At 67.8% G+C, this 14,354-nt stretch carries 10 protein-coding genes and 1 tRNA gene; 7 read left to right on the plus strand and 4 right to left on the minus strand.

Annotation, left to right across the window (positions count from 1 at the left end):
- The first annotated feature begins 228 nt into the window (after positions 1-228).
- Positions 229-1,374: a glycosyltransferase gene (locus ACW171_RS08130; RefSeq protein ID WP_492092672.1), complete on the plus strand. Its 1,146-nt coding sequence runs from the start codon at positions 229-231 to the stop codon at positions 1,372-1,374.
- Positions 1,375-1,425: 51 nt separating this feature from the next.
- Here the strand turns inward: ACW171_RS08130 and ACW171_RS08135 are convergent.
- Positions 1,426-1,515, minus strand: a tRNA-Ser gene (locus tag ACW171_RS08135).
- A 148-nt stretch (positions 1,516-1,663) separates the two neighbouring features.
- Here ACW171_RS08135 and msrA point away from each other — a divergent pair.
- The 6 genes from msrA (at position 1,664) to ACW171_RS08165 (ending at position 9,084) form a co-directional block, all read left to right on the plus strand.
- Complete coding sequence (gene msrA / locus ACW171_RS08140) at positions 1,664-2,311, plus strand: peptide-methionine (S)-S-oxide reductase MsrA (RefSeq protein WP_492092673.1); 648 nt, start codon at positions 1,664-1,666, stop codon at positions 2,309-2,311.
- An 8-nt stretch (positions 2,312-2,319) separates the two neighbouring features.
- Positions 2,320-2,652 (plus strand): MmcQ/YjbR family DNA-binding protein, encoded by a 333-nt coding sequence (locus ACW171_RS08145; RefSeq protein WP_492092674.1) that lies wholly within the window; start codon positions 2,320-2,322, stop codon positions 2,650-2,652.
- 129 nt (positions 2,653-2,781) lie between these two features.
- A complete protein-coding gene (locus ACW171_RS08150; RefSeq protein ID WP_492092675.1) occupies positions 2,782-5,355 on the plus strand; it encodes a TonB-dependent receptor in 2,574 nt (857 codons plus the stop codon).
- A gap of 69 nt (positions 5,356-5,424) precedes the next feature.
- A complete protein-coding gene (locus ACW171_RS08155; protein WP_492092676.1) occupies positions 5,425-7,110 on the plus strand; it encodes an alkaline phosphatase D family protein in 1,686 nt (561 codons plus the stop codon).
- A gap of 64 nt (positions 7,111-7,174) precedes the next feature.
- Entirely contained in the window at positions 7,175-8,242 is a 1,068-nt protein-coding gene (cheB, locus tag ACW171_RS08160) for a chemotaxis-specific protein-glutamate methyltransferase CheB (protein WP_492096607.1), read from the plus strand.
- Positions 8,239-9,084, plus strand: a complete 846-nt coding sequence (locus ACW171_RS08165) for a CheR family methyltransferase (protein ID WP_492092677.1) — start codon at positions 8,239-8,241, stop codon at positions 9,082-9,084. Before cheB ends, ACW171_RS08165 begins: the two co-directional genes overlap by 4 nt.
- Positions 9,085-9,386: 302 nt before the next feature.
- On the opposite strand, the gene ACW171_RS08170 is transcribed toward ACW171_RS08165, so the two are convergent.
- The 3 genes from ACW171_RS08170 to ACW171_RS08180 are packed head-to-tail and all read right to left on the minus strand — an operon-like array spanning position 9,387 to position 14,229.
- Positions 9,387-10,985 (minus strand): methyl-accepting chemotaxis protein, encoded by a 1,599-nt coding sequence (locus ACW171_RS08170; RefSeq protein WP_492092678.1) that lies wholly within the window; start codon positions 10,983-10,985, stop codon positions 9,387-9,389.
- 20 nt (positions 10,986-11,005) lie between these two features.
- Positions 11,006-11,461, minus strand: coding sequence for a chemotaxis protein CheW (locus ACW171_RS08175; RefSeq protein WP_492092679.1), 456 nt, complete (start codon positions 11,459-11,461; stop codon positions 11,006-11,008).
- Positions 11,461-14,229, minus strand: coding sequence for a chemotaxis protein CheW (locus ACW171_RS08180; protein WP_492092680.1), 2,769 nt, complete (start codon positions 14,227-14,229; stop codon positions 11,461-11,463). Before ACW171_RS08180 ends, ACW171_RS08175 begins: the two co-directional genes overlap by 1 nt.
- Positions 14,230-14,354: the final 125 nt, after the last annotated feature.

A 14,354-nucleotide genomic window follows, 5' to 3' on the forward strand; every position in this document is an offset into this window, starting at 1 on the left:
GGCGGCGGCGGGACGTGATCTTGAGGACAAATCGCGGGTTCCGGCTCAGGGAAGGGCTTGGCCGGCTCGGAAGCCTCAGGAGTCCGCGCGCGACGACGCCGAGCCGGCCGAGCCAGGCCGGTTGGCGCAACGCGCTCTCGTTGATCGACATCTTCGGCTTCCATTCAAGATTGCATTAAGCACAAATGCGAATGATAACTCTAGCGGGAATGTCCGTTGGAGGTCGGCATGAAGATTGTTCATGTGATTACTCGCTTCATCCGTGGCGGAGCGGACGAGAACACCCTTTTAACGTGCAATACTCAGGCCGGGACAGAGGATGACGTTCACCTGATCCACGGCGGAGAGTTCAACAAAAACATGCTGATGATGCTGGACAGGAGAGTGATCGTCCACTGCACGCCCTCGATGGGGCGCAGCATCCGGCCATGGGACGACCTCACGGCGTTTCTCTCTTTAGTTGCAATCCTGAGGAGACTCGCGCCGGATATCGTCCACACCCATACATCCAAGGCGGGCGCCCTCGGGCGGATGGCGGCCTGGATCGCGCGGGCGCCGATGGTGGTCCACGGCGTTCACATCCTGCCCTACCACAACGTGCCCAGGCTCAAGCACGCCGTCTATCTCGGCGTCGAACGGGCTCTGGCTCCGCTGACCCATGCCTTCGTGAATGTCAGCGAGGCGCTGAGCGACCTGGGCGTTCGCCACGGCGTCGGTACGCCGGAACGACACTTCGTCGTGCCCAGCGGGATGGACGTCCGCCGATTCCGCGAGGCGAGGCCCTTCTCTCAGGTCGAACTCGAGAGGCGGCTTCCGGGGCTGACGGCGTCCGCTCCCCTGATCGCCTTCGCCGCAGCCCTGGAGCCGCGAAAACGGCAGTGCGAGTTTCTTGATGTGCTGGCGGCGGTCCGGACCCGGGTTCCGACCGTGCAACTGGCGCTGTTGGGCGAAGGGTGTGACGAGGCCCGGTTGCGCGCCCGCGTCGAAGCCCTGGGGCTGACCGAGGCGGTTCACTTCGTCGGCTTCACCGACGAGGTCGAACGCTGGATCGCCAGCGCGTCTGTGTGTGTCCTCGCTTCGGAGCGGGAGGGCCTGGCGCGCGCCGTCATCCAGTATGTTCTCGGCGGCCGACCGGTCGTCTCCACCCGTCTTCCCGGCATCGAAGCCGTCGTCGAGGACGGTGTCGGCGGAAACTTGGTGGACATCGATCGCCTGGACGACATGGTCGAGCCGATCGTCGAACTCCTGACGGACCCCGCCCTTGCGGGGAGAATGTCGGCGGCCGCGCGCGCACGCGACCTGTCCGCGTGGGACCAGGACGCCATGGGGCGGGGACTGGCGTCGATCTATCAGCGAGGCCCGCACCGGCGATGATCCAGGCCATGCTGAAGGACCGGTCCATATCATCTCGAAAAATGGAAGCCGTGGCGGACAGAGAGGGATTCGAACCCTCGGTAGGCTTTCACCTACACACGCTTTCCAAGCGTGCGCGATCGACCACTCCGCCACCTGTCCGTTGAACCACGAGGCCCAGCGCCCGGGAGGTCGCCCGGGGAGGCGAGGCTGATAGAACAGCCGCGCGCTTCGGGCAAGCGTCCGACTGGTCAAAACCATCCGTGCTTCCCATATGGTCGCCATGTCCATTCTTTCACGGATCGCAACCATGCTGAGCCCGAAGACCACACTGCCCACCGCCGACACCGCCCTGCCCGGCCGGTCCACGCCCCTGCCGACTGACGAGGTCCATTTCGTCAACGGTCGCCCGTTGAAGGGACCGCATCCTGAAGGCTTCCAGACCGCCATCTTCGGGATGGGCTGTTTCTGGGGCGTGGAGCGCAAGTTCTGGTCGCTGCCCGGCGTCTGGGTGACGGCCGTGGGCTACTCGGGCGGGATCACGCCGAACCCGACCTATGAGGAAACCTGCACCGGCCTGACCGGTCAAACCGAGGTGGTGCAGGTCGTGTTCAATCCGGCCGAGATCTCCTACGCCGAACTGCTCAAGACCTTCTGGGAAGGCCACGACCCGACGCAAGGGATGCGTCAGGGCAATGATGTCGGCTCGACCTATCGTTCGGCCATCTACTATCTGAACGACGCGCAACGCGTGGAAGCCGAGGCCTCGCGCGACGCCTATCAGGGCGCCCTGTCCAAGGCCGGAAAGGGTGAGATCACGACCGAGATCACCGAGGCCGGGCCCTTCTACTTCGCCGAGGGCTATCATCAGGGCTATCTGGCCAAGAACCCGGCCGGCTACTGCGGCATCGGCGGGACGGGCGTGGTCTGCCCCATCGGCGTCGGCGTCGACGCCTGATGGATCGGATGGGGATCGGACAAGTCTGTCTGGCCCTGCCCGGAGCGACCCTGGACCATCCCTTCGGCGACCATCACGACGCCTACCGCATCGGCGGCAAGATGTTCGTGATGGTCGGCGAAGCGGGCGGGGTGTCGTTCAAGGTCTCCGACATCGCCTACGAGATCCTGACCGAGACCGGAAAGGCACGCCCGGCACCCTATCTGGCGAGAGCGAAGTGGGTGAATCTGCCGGATCCGCAGGCCTGGGACGAAGCCGAACTGGCCGATCATTTCGCCATCGCCCACCGTATCGTATCGCAAAAGCTGACGAAAAGGGTGCGCGCCGAACTGGGGCTGTGAGCCGCCGCAAACGAACGGATCGCGACGGTCCATCCGTCTACGGCGCAACCGTCATCCGTGCATCACCAGCCCGTCGTACAGGCGATGCCAAGCGGGATTAGGGGGCATGACAGCAACAGGGGCTGTTTCATGTTCAATCGCACTTCGACCAAGACAATTCTGATGGGCTGCGCCGCCGCGTGCGCGCTCGCCACCTCTGCGAACGCCCAGGTCGCGGGCGATCAATCGTCCCAACTGGAAGAGGTGATCGTCACCGCCCAGCTGCGCGCGCAGGATCCGATCGAGGTGCCCTTCGCCCTGACCGCCTACAGCGGCGAGTTTCTGGATAGCCTCGGCGTCCAGGACTTCGAGGAACTGTCGGCCTTTGTGCCCGGCCTGCTGGTGCAGAACCAGTCGCCGAACAACCCCGGCTTCGTGATCCGGGGCCTGACCTCGGACTCGACCGGCGCATCGGACGAACCGCGCGTGTCGATCTATCAGGACGGGGTGTCGATCTCGCGGGCGCCCGGTGCCTTCGTCGAGCTGTTCGACGTCGAGCGGGTCGAGGTCTCCAAGGGTCCGCAGTCGACCCTCTACGGCCGCGGCGCCCTGATCGGCGCGATCAACGTGATCCAGAACAAGGCCGATATCGACGGCTTCGACGCCGAAGGCCGCGCCGCCATCGGCAACTACGACTACCGCATGGTCGAGCTGATGCTGAACGCGCCGGTCGGCGAGACGGCCGCCTTCCGCTTCGCCACCCGCTTGAAGAGCCGCGACGGCTACGTCGAGAACCTGCTGGGCGGCCGCGACTACAACGGCGTGGATACCCAGGCCTTCCGCGCCTCGGCGGCCTTCGAGCCGACCGATGCGCTTCGGGCCGACGTGATCGCCAACTACCAGCAGGACAATCCCTCGGGCGTCAGCTTCCGCTCGATCTATTACAACCCGCAGGACCCCAACACGGGCGCGGTGCTCAGCACCGACCGCACCCCGGAATCGCCCGCCGCCCTGACGCCGGGTTCGGGCCTGGCCGGCGGCTCGGAGCTGGGCATCGACCGCGAGGTCTGGGGCCTGACGGGTCTGGTCCGCTATGACCTGTCCGACGGCCTGACGCTGAATTCGGTCACGGCCTACCGCACCTTCGAGACGTCCGAGAGCTTCGATCCTGACGGCATCTCCCTGCCGATCCTGACCGGCATCGGCCAGTCGGACGGCGAGCAGTGGAGCCAGGAACTGCGCGTGAACTGGGACAACGGCGGCGCCTTCTCCGGCTTCGTCGGCGCCAGCTACTTCCGCGAAGAGAACCAGTCGTCCTCGCCGATCGAGATCGATGAACGTCTGGCCCTGGCGCAGCTGGCCGGAATCCTTGACGGCACGCCGCTGGCCGTCCTGCCGACCACCCTGCCCCGCTCGGTCTATGCGTCGCAGGCCTTCCTGCAGCCGCTGCTGGGCGGCCTCGGCATTCCCGCCGCCGCCCGCGCCGGCATCGCCAACAACCTGAAGGCCAGCCACCAGGAAACGGCGGCGACAAACACCGAGCTGGAATCCTTCGACGTCTTCGGCGACCTGACCTGGAAGCCGACCGATCGGCTCGAGTTCGCCGCCGGTGTTCGCTACACCTCGGATTCGAAGACGACCGAGTTCGGCTCCTCGGTGCTGAACGGTCGCTCGATCGCCGGCGGCCTGCTGGCGGTCCAGCAGCTTCAGGGCCAGATCAACCAGCTGATCGCCGTCGGCACCCCGGCCGCCCTGGCCCAGGCCGGCGCGCTGGGCGCCTTCGCCACCGGTCTGGTGACGCAACTGGCCACGCCGGGCGCAGTCAACGCACCCGTGTCCGCCGCCTTCCCCCTGTTCGGCCTGACCTTCCAGCCGACGGCCGGCAACGGCGGCACGACGGCCCGCGACCTGGACGACGACGGCCTGACCTATCGTCTGACCGGCCGTTATGCGGTGTCGGACGACGCCAGCCTCTACGCGACCTACGCCCGCGGCCGTCGTCCGGCGGTCCTGGCCGTGACCGTGCCCTCGACCCCGTTCGGTGCCCCGATCTTCACCGAGGTCCCGGCCGAGACCGTCGACAGCTATGAAGTCGGCTTCAAGTCGGCGCTGATGGATCGTCGCCTGCGGGTCGACGGCGCCGTCTACGCCTATCAGTACGAGAACTTCCAGACGACCGAACAGGTCGGGACCCAGTTCATCACCACCAACGCGGGCGAGGCCGAGGCCTACGGCTTCGAGGGTCAGGTGAACTACATGGCGGCCGACTGGCTCGATGTCTTCGCGACCTACGGCTACAACCACGCGCGGTTCACGACCGGCGCCCGCGACGGCAACCGCTTCCGCCTTTCGCCGGATCACCGCGTCTCGTTCGGCGCGCTGGTGACCCTGCCCGTCACGGGGGGCGCCTTCGAAATCCAGCCGACCTATAGCTGGCAGTCGGAAGTCTTCTTCGACGACAACAACGACCGCTCGGACCTGCAGACGACGGGCTTCGTGCCTGACCGGATCGTCGACGAGTTCCAGGACAGCTATGGCCTGCTGAACCTGCGCGTCCGCTATGTTCCGACCGACGCCAACTGGTCGGTCGAGGCGTTCGGCGACAACTTGACGGACGAAGCCTTCATCAAGGACGCCGGCAACACGGGTGACAGCCTGGGCCTGCCGACCTTCATCGCCGGCGAGCCGCGCACCTACGGCGCCGTGGTCACCGTCCGCTACTAGACTACGCCTTGTCCGACGGCGCCCCGGTTCGCCGGGGCGCCGTTTTCTGTTTTGTCGCCGGAGTTCGCCATGACCATCGACCGCCGCAGTCTTCTGGGCCTGATCGGGGCCGGCTCCGTCGCCACGCCTGCGTTCGCCGCTGCGGCGCAAGGTGGGGTCGTCAGCTTCCAGCACGGCGTCGCCTCGGGCGATCCCGACCGATATTCGGCGGTGTTCTGGACCCGCGTCACGCCCGCCGACGCCTCGGGCGGCGATATCGAGGTGACGCTCGAAGTGGCCCGAGACGCGGACTTCGCCGATGTGGTCCGAACGTCTTCGGGCCTGCGCGCCCGCGCCAGCCGCGACTTCACCGTCAAGCACGACCTGGACGGCCAGGGGCTGGAGCCCGGCGCCGAGTATTTCTACCGCTTCGTCGCCGGGGATGTCGTCTCGCCCGTCGGTCGGGTGCGGACCCTACCGGCAGGCGCCGTCGCCGAGGTCGCCCTGGGCGTCGTGTCCTGCCAGCTGTACCCGGGCGGTCTGTTCAACGCCTATGACGCCCTGTCGAAAGAGCCGCGCCTCGACGCCGTCGTGCATCTGGGCGACTACATCTACGAATATGGCGCAGAGCCCGACGACTACGGCCTGTCGACCGGAGCGGCGCTGAGCCGTATTCCCCAGCCGCCGCACGAGATCCTGACGCTCGAGGATTACCGGCTGCGTCACGCCCAGTACAAGTCGGATCCGGACCTTCAGGCGGCCCACGCCCGCGCCGCCTTCATCTGCGTCTGGGACGACCACGAGGTGGCCAACGACGCCTGGTCCATGGGCGCCGAGAACCACACCGAGGCCACCGAAGGCGACTATGCCGCCCGCAAGGCCATTGCCCTGCGCGCCTATTACGAGTGGATGCCGATCCGCGAGCCGAAGGCGGGCCTGTCGCTCGATCACGTCAACCGCAGCTTCGAGTTCGGCGACCTGGCGACTCTGGCCATGGTCGAGACGCGACTGCTGGCCCGCGACAAGCAGCTCGACTACGCCACCGACATGCCGATGGTCGACGGGGTTCCGGACCTGGCCGCGTTCAACGCGACGCTCAACGCCGCCGACCGCGACCTGCTGGGCGACGCGCAGAGGAACTGGCTGAAGGACGTGTTGGCGGCGTCCAAGGCCGACAACAAGCCGTGGCAGGTGCTGGGCAACCAGGTCGTCATGGCGCGCGTGATCGGCCCCGACGTCACCAAGATCGCCTCTGAAGCCCAGATCGAGGGGATGATCGCCGGCCTACCCGAGGACGTCCGATCGGGCCTTCGCCAGATGATCCAGTTGTACAAGCTCGGCGTGCCGTTCGGCCTCGACAGCTGGGACGGCTATCCGGCCGGACGCGAGCGTCTGTATGCGGCCTTCAAGGAGGCGGGCGTCCAGCCCATCGTCCTGGCGGGCGACAGCCACGCCTATTGGGTCAACGACCTGAAGGACGCCGCCGGCGAGCGTCGCGCCGCGGAGTTCGGCACCAGCGCCATCTCCAGCCCCTCCCCCGGCGACGCCGTCGCACCTCTGCCGCTGGGGCCGCTGCTTTCGGCCAACAACGACGAGGTCGTTTTCTGCGACCAGACAGCCAAGGGCTATATCCTGTTGACCCTGACGCCCGAGCGGGCCGAGGCCAAGCTACAGGCGGTGTCGACCATCCTGGCCAAGCCCTATACCGCCCGCACCCTGTCGACCTGGGTGGTGATGCGGGACGCCGACGGCATCACGGCGCCGACGCGGGTCTGATCCTCAAATTGCTGGGACGCACAGCCGATACGGGTTTCTTTACGAACCTGTGGTTGTGTTGCGTATGCTCGACATCGCGACCCAACCCGACCCCGCATCGTCCCGCCCGCGCCCCGTGCGCGTGATGGTGGTCGACGATTCGGCCATCGTGCGCGGCCTGATCATCCAGATGCTGGAGAAGTCGCCCGAGGTGGTGATCGCGGCGCGGGCGGCCAACGGCGAGGCGGCGGTGGCTGAACTGGGCCGGGTCGAGGTCGATGTGATCGTGCTGGACCTCGAGATGCCGGTGATGGACGGAATGACCGCCCTGCCCCTGCTGCTGGCCAAGCGGCCGGGCGTGAAGGTGGTCGTGGCCTCGACGCTGAGCCAGAGGAACGCGCGGATCAGCCTGGAGGCCCTGCAACAGGGCGCGGCCGACTATGTGCCCAAGCCCGAGACGGGGACCCTGGTCAGGGCGGAGGATTTCGAACGGGAGCTGGTCGGCAAGGTGCTGGCGCTGGGGCGGCGGAGATCGAGCCCGGCCGCCCTGGCTCCGGCCGTGGCGCCTCGCCCGACCCGCGTCGTCCGGCCGAGCGTCATCGCCATCGGCGGATCGACGGGAGCGCCGCCGGTGCTTCTGGAGCTGATGGCAGGGTTGAAGGGGGTGGCCCAGCCCATCCTGATCACACAGCACATGCCCGCGACCTTCACCGCCCTGCTGGCCGAACAGATCGAGCGGGCCTCGGGCCGGCCCTGCGCGGAGGGGAAGGACGGGGAGCCGGTCCTGGCGGGTCGGGCCTATGTGGCGCCCGGCGGGTGGCACATGACGGTGGGGCGGTCCGGCGCGACGCCGGTGATCCGGCTGAACCAGGAGGCACCTGAGCATTTCTGCCGGCCCGCCGTGGACCCGATGCTGAGGTCTGCGGTCGAGGTCTATGGCGCCCGGCTGCTGGCCGTCGTCCTGACCGGGATGGGGCATGACGGAGCCGAGGGATGTGCGATGACGGCCAAGGCCGGGGGCCGGTTCGTGGTCCAGGACGAGGCTACGAGCGCGGTCTGGGGCATGCCCGGGGCGGCGGCCAAGACCGGGCTGGCGGAGGCGATACTGCCCGCCTCGAAGATCGCGCCGTGGATCGTGGAGGCCTGCAAATGACGACGACCCTGGGCGCGCCCGACGACATCGAGGCCTTCCGCCGCCTGGTGCTAGAGCGATCCGGTCTGATCCTGAGCGCGGACAAGGACTATCTGCTGAAGAGCCGGCTGGAGCCGATCGCGCGGGCCGAGGGGCAGGCCGATGTGGCCGCGATGCTGCGTCAGGTGCGGGTGGCGCCGTCCGCCAGGCTGGCCCAGCGCTGCATCGACGGCATGGCGACGCACGAGAGCTTCTTCTTTCGCGACACCACCCCGTTCGACCAGTTGCGCGAGACCCTGTTGCCCCAGCTTCACGCTGCGCGCGGGGCCTCGAAGACCCTGCGCATCTGGAGCGCCGCCTGTTCCAGCGGGCAGGAGCCCTACTCCCTGGCGATGATGCTGCAGGAGGAGCGGGCCAGGTTCGGGGACTGGAAGATCGAGATCCTGGCCACCGACTTTTCGCAGCCGATCCTGGAGCGGGCCAGGACCGCTCTCTACAGCGACTTCGAGGTCCGGCGCGGCCTGAGCGAGCAGCGCCAGGCCCGCTTCCTGACGCGCGAGGGCGAGATGTACCGCATCGCGCCAGAAGTCCGGGCGATGGTCCAGTTCCGCCATCACAACCTGCTGGACGGGATGGCGACCCTGGGCCGGTTCGACCTGATCTTCTGTCGCAATGTGCTGATCTATTTCGACCCGGCGACCAAGGCGAAGACCCTGGAGGGTATCGCCGCCTGCCTGAACCCCGAGGCCAGTTTGATCCTGGGCAGCGCCGAGACGGTGGTGGGTCTGGCCGGGGCGTTCGAGCCGACGCCGGGCTTGCGGGGAGTGTTTCGGGTCAAGGGAACACACAGGGCGGCGGCGTGATCGCTTTGTCCGCCGAAACACCATGACAAAACGGACATTCCGGACAAAAGCCGCCGGGCTCGCTCTCTCCGCGAACGGTCACCGAGCACTATAGGGCCAGCGCGAACCTGGGCACGAAGAGAAGGCGTCGGGCACCGTCAGCACTGACGCGAGACGGATCCGGGCGTCAAACATAAAAATATGATCGACGCCATCCGGCCAAGCCTCATGGAGACTTCGACACCAGAGAAAAGAGGCGCGGCCCCGTCGTCGGGACCGCGCCTCTCCCGCTCACGACGCGGGCGTTTGGGGAGCGTCGTGAGCTATGCGTTCGCCAGCTTGTCCATTTCCAGCGTCAGGCTCTCGGCCTGCTGGGCCAGTTCGCCCGAAGCGTTCAACAGGTCGTTGGAGGCCTGGCTGGTCTGGACGGCGGCGGCGGAGACGTTGGCGATACTGGTGGAGACCAGTTGGGTGCCCTCCGAGACCTGACTGACGTTGGCGGCGATCTCGCGGGTGGCGGCGGTCTGTTCCTCGACCGCGCCGGCGATGGCGGAGGCGATCTCGGCGACCTTTCGGATGGTGTCGGTGATGCCGGCGATGGCGCCGACCGAGGTCTGGGTCGCCGACTGCATGGCGTTGACCTGGGACGAAATCTCGTGCGTCGCGCGGGCAGTCTGGTCCGACAGGCTTTTTACCTCGGAGGCCACCACGGCGAAGCCCTTGCCCGCCTCCCCCGCACGGGCCGCCTCGATGGTGGCGTTGAGGGCCAGGAGCTTGGTCTGGCCGGCGATGTCGTTGATCAGGGTGACGACGTTGCCGATCTTCTGCGCCGCCTCGGCCAGGGACTGGATGGCGTCCGACGTCTTGTCCGCCTCGACCACCGCGTGCTGGGAGATGCTGGAGCTTTCGGCGACCTGACGCGCGATCTCGGAGATGGAAGCGGTCAGTTCCTCGCCCGCCGACGACACGGTCTGGACGTTGACGGAGGTGACCTCTGCGGCGGAGGCGACCGAGGCGGCCTGACGCGTGGTCTCCTCGGCGGTGCGGGCCATGCCCTCGGCGGTGGCGCGCATCTCGGAGGCGGCGGAGGCGACGATGGAGGAGATTTCGGTGACGCGTTCGGCGATCCGCTTCTGTTGCGTGATGTCGGTGGCGTATTTGACGACCTTGAAGGGCCGCCCGTTGAGATCGAGGATCGGGTTGTAGCTGGCCTGGATCCATATCTCGCGACCGCCGGCGCCGAAGCGCTTGTACTGGGCGGCGTCGTATTCGCCGCGGCCCAGCTTCTCCCAGAACATGCGGTATTCCAGGCCCTGGGCCGTGGCCGCGTCGATGAACATGGAGTGGTGGCGACCGACGATCTGGTCGGCGCGGTAGCCGACGGCCGCGAGGAAATTCTCGTTGGCCGACAGGATCGTGCCGGACATGTCGAACTCGATCACGGCCTGGGCCTTGTTGATCGCGGCGATCTGGCCCTCGAAATTGGCGGTGGCCAGCTTCTGGGCGGTGATGTCGGTAGCGTATTTGACGACCTTGAACGGGCGGCCCGTCGCGTCGAGGATCGGGTTGTAGCTGGCCTGGATCCAGATCTCGCGGCCGCCGGCGCCGACGCGCTTGTACTGGCCGGCGTCGAACTCGCCGCGCCGCAGCTTGTCCCAGAAGGCGCGGTAGTCGGGACCGGCGGCGTCGACGGGATCGACGAACATGGAATGGTGGCGACCCTCGATCTGGTCGAGCGAGTAGCCGACGGCGGACAGGAAGTTGCCGTTGGCGTGGCGGATGGTGCCGTCGAGGTCGAACTCGATCACGGCCTGGACCTTGTTGATCGCGTCGAGCATGCCTTCGCGCAGGCGTGTCTCGGTATCGTCGGCGGCGGGATCGAAGGCGTCTTCCAGCGTGTGGGCCAAGGCGGATTGGGACATGGCGGACATCCTTGGTGCGGTCAGGCCGCGAGAGGGTTGGCGGGGGACAGGGTGAGGAAGCGTTCGACGTCGAGAACCAGCATCAGGTCGCCGTCGAGCCGGTAGAGGCCGTCACAGACCGCGCGCCAGTCGGCGCTGAGGGTGATGGGCGCCGGTTCATGATCGGCGACGGCGAGCCACAGCACGTCGCCGACGTCGTCGACCTGAAGCGCGTAGAGTTCGCCCGAGCGTTCGACGATGACGCTCATGTGCGGGGCGTCGGGTCGGCGCGGCGGCATGCCCATGCGCGTCCGGATATCGATGGCGGTGACGATGCGGCCGCGCAGATTGAGCGAGCCGGCCACCTCGGGCGGGGCGAGCGGCACGACGTCGATGCGGACGGCGGCGATGACGTCCTGGACCGACAGGACCGGGACGCCGAAGGTCGCATCCCCGACCCGGATTGAGACGAGGCCCTGAATCGCGGGATCGGACATCAGGCGGCGCCCCGTAGAGGTTCGAGGGTCTGGGAGACGGCGGCGAGGATGTCTTCGCCCGCTCCGCTGCGGGCGAAGTCGGCGAGGCCGGTCGGGGTGTCGAGCCGGTGGGTGCCCAGCGCCAGCAGAGGCGTCGCGTGCCAGGACGACGCCTGGCCGAAAGCCTGCGCCATCTGGCGGGCGTGGGGGCCGGCGGGCGATGTGTCGGCGAGGATAAGGTCGTAGAGGGCGCCGTCGTCGTGCAGGGCCAGGGCGCGCTGAGGGTCGGAGGCGACCTCCACGGCATAGCCGGCCTGGGCGAGGAGCGGACCGAGAAGAAGCTGGGTGAAGGGGCTCTGATCGACGACGAGCAGGCGTTTGGTCGGAACGGCGGCGGGCGTGACGACCGAAGGCGCGGCGGCGGGACCCACCTTGCGCCAGTAGGACTCGACGTCGATCAGCTCGGTCGCCCGACCCGCGACGACGAGGCTCGCGCCGACCGTCTGCATCGGGCCCTCGGCGATATCGACGATCTCGTCGACCAGCAGACCCAGGCTGCGATCGTCGCGGGTGAAGACCAGCAGCGGGCGTTTCGCCTCGCCGTCGAACACGGCCGGGCCGCCGTCGGCGACGATGATCTGCATCAGGGCGCCGCGATACTGGACGACCGATCGGCCGTCGACCCATTCGACGGCGGAGGCGTCGAGCTCCTCGATCCGCGCGACCTGGCCGAGCGGGGCGGCCTTCAGGGCCTCGGTGGCGGCGCGGAAGATGAGGAAGGGCTGGGTCAGTTCGAGGATCGTGGCGGCCTCGGTTTCGACCGGATCGCCGCCGACCAGCTGGGGCGCGCCGGCCTCCAGCGACATGCCCTTGAAGTCGAGGATCATGATGACCGAGCCGTCCCCCAGGATGGTGGCCCCGGAGTAGATCTTGAGGTGACGCAGGAGGGTCGCGACCGGTTTGACCACGATCTCCTCGGTGTCGAACACCCGGTCGACGATGACGCCGAAGGTAAAGGCGCCGACGCGGCCGACGACGATGCAGGCGTCGCTGCGAGGTGTCTCCGGCCCCGACAGACCGAGCAGGGTTTCCAGCGAAACAAGCGGCAGGAGGCGGTCGCGCAGGCGCAGGACGGAGGCGCCGTTGATCTGTTCGATGCGGCGGCCTTCGGAGCCGTTGGCGCTGACCAGCTCGACGATGGAGGCCTGGGGCATGGCGAAGCGCTCGCCGTTGGACTCCACGATCAGGGCCGAGACGATCGACAGGGTCAGGGGGATGCGGATGGTGAAACGTGTCCCCTGACCCTCCGCCGAGGTCAGGTCGATGACGCCGCCGATCTTTTCGATATTGGTGCGAACGACGTCCATGCCGACGCCCCGGCCCGAGACGGCGGTGACGGTCTCGGCGGTGGAGAAGCCGGGCAGGAAGATCATCTGACGAGCTTCGGCGTCGGACATGGCTGCGGCCTGGGACGAGGAGAACAGGCCGTTGGCGACGGCCTTGGCGCGGATGCGGTCGGCGGGCAGGCCGCGCCCGTCGTCGGCCATCTCGACCACGATGGCGCCGCCCTCGTGCCGGGCCGAGAGGGTGATGCGGCCGGTGGCGGACTTGCCGAGGGCGAGGCGGTCGGCGGGCGTCTCCAGGCCATGGTCCGCGGCGTTGCGGATCATGTGGGTCAGGGGATCCTTGATGAGCTCGAGCACCTGGCGGTCGAGTTCGGTGTCCTGGCCCGAGGTGATGAGTTCGATCTGTTTGCCCAGGTCGGAGGCGAGGTCGCGGACCAGGCGCGGCAGCTTGGCCCAGGCACCCGAGATGGGCTGCATCCGCGTGGTCATGACGCCTTCCTGCAGTTCGGAGGTGACCTGGTTCAGGCGATGGAGCGGGCCGGCGAAGGGGCTTTCAGGGGCGCCGCGAAGGGTCTGGATCAGTTGGTTGCGGATCAGGACCAGCTCACTGACCATGGTCATCAGGTTCTCGAGCACATCGACACTGACACGGATGGTCTGGGCGGCGGTCTCGGGTTCGGCGGCGGGCCGGGCGGCGGCGGGTTCGGGCGGGGCGTCGGACGGACGAGCCAGGAGGGCGGCGGTGGCGGCGGGGCAGGCCTCCAGCGCGATCAGGGCGGTCGCCACCGCGTCGAAGACCTGGCCGGTCTGTTCCTGGGTCAGGCGCGGGAAGGCCTTGGCGACAGCGGTTGCGAAGCCGTCCACCGATACGCCGCGCGCCTGGGCGACCAGGCCTTCGCGCCAGGACGCCTGCAGGCCGTCGAGGTCGATGCCCGCGAAGTTGGGGCCGATGCCGGGGTCGGCGACGAGGTCGCCGACGGCGGTCTCGCAGGCGGCGTCGAGGGTGGCCTCTCCGCCGAGGCGGTCGAGCACGGAACGGGTCGGGGTCGCGGCGGCGGGCGCGGTCTGTCCGGCGAAGACGGCGTCGAGGCGGGCGATCAGGGCGCTGTCGTCGCCTTGGGGCTCGGCACCGCAGACGGCGATGCCGTCGATGACCAGGCGCACGACATCCACCGCGTCGAGGATGGCCGAGACCGAGACCGCCGTGACCGGCAGGGTGTTGTCGCGGAAGCCGCCCAGGACGTTCTCGGCCGCATGGGCCACGGTCTGCAAGCGACCGAGACCGAGGAAGCCGGACGTCCCCTTGATGGTGTGGATCAGGCGGAAGATGTCGCCCAGCAGTCCGGGATCGTCGGGGCTCTGTTCAAACGAGACGAGCTTGTTGTCGAGGGCTTCGATGCCCTCGCGCGCCTCGGCCACGAAATCCTGGATGACGTCGTCCAACGGTGCGGTTCCCCCTGAACGGATCGCAACGGCGACCAGGTCAGCAGCACAACCTATCCGCGCTTTTGGTTAACCGCGTCTGAATAGGCCCGTGGTCGCCTGACTTCGCCGTTAACCAAGCCTTA

The sequence above is a fragment of the Brevundimonas sp. FV1ye28 genome (genome assembly GCF_058681135.1).

Coding starts and splice junctions, on each gene's coding strand:
- msrA (WP_492092673.1), top strand. CDS start 1,664: ATGCTGAGCCCGAAGACCACACTGCCCACCGCCGACACCGCCCTGCCC.
- ACW171_RS08155 (WP_492092676.1), top strand. CDS start 5,425: ATGACCATCGACCGCCGCAGTCTTCTGGGCCTGATCGGGGCCGGCTCC.
- ACW171_RS08130 (WP_492092672.1), top strand. CDS start 229: ATGAAGATTGTTCATGTGATTACTCGCTTCATCCGTGGCGGAGCGGAC.
- ACW171_RS08165 (WP_492092677.1), top strand. CDS start 8,239: ATGACGACGACCCTGGGCGCGCCCGACGACATCGAGGCCTTCCGCCGC.
- ACW171_RS08150 (WP_492092675.1), top strand. CDS start 2,782: ATGTTCAATCGCACTTCGACCAAGACAATTCTGATGGGCTGCGCCGCC.
- ACW171_RS08175 (WP_492092679.1), bottom strand. CDS start 11,461: ATGTCCGATCCCGCGATTCAGGGCCTCGTCTCAATCCGGGTCGGGGAT.
- ACW171_RS08170 (WP_492092678.1), bottom strand. CDS start 10,985: ATGTCCCAATCCGCCTTGGCCCACACGCTGGAAGACGCCTTCGATCCC.
- ACW171_RS08145 (WP_492092674.1), top strand. CDS start 2,320: ATGGGGATCGGACAAGTCTGTCTGGCCCTGCCCGGAGCGACCCTGGAC.
- cheB (WP_492096607.1), top strand. CDS start 7,175: ATGCTCGACATCGCGACCCAACCCGACCCCGCATCGTCCCGCCCGCGC.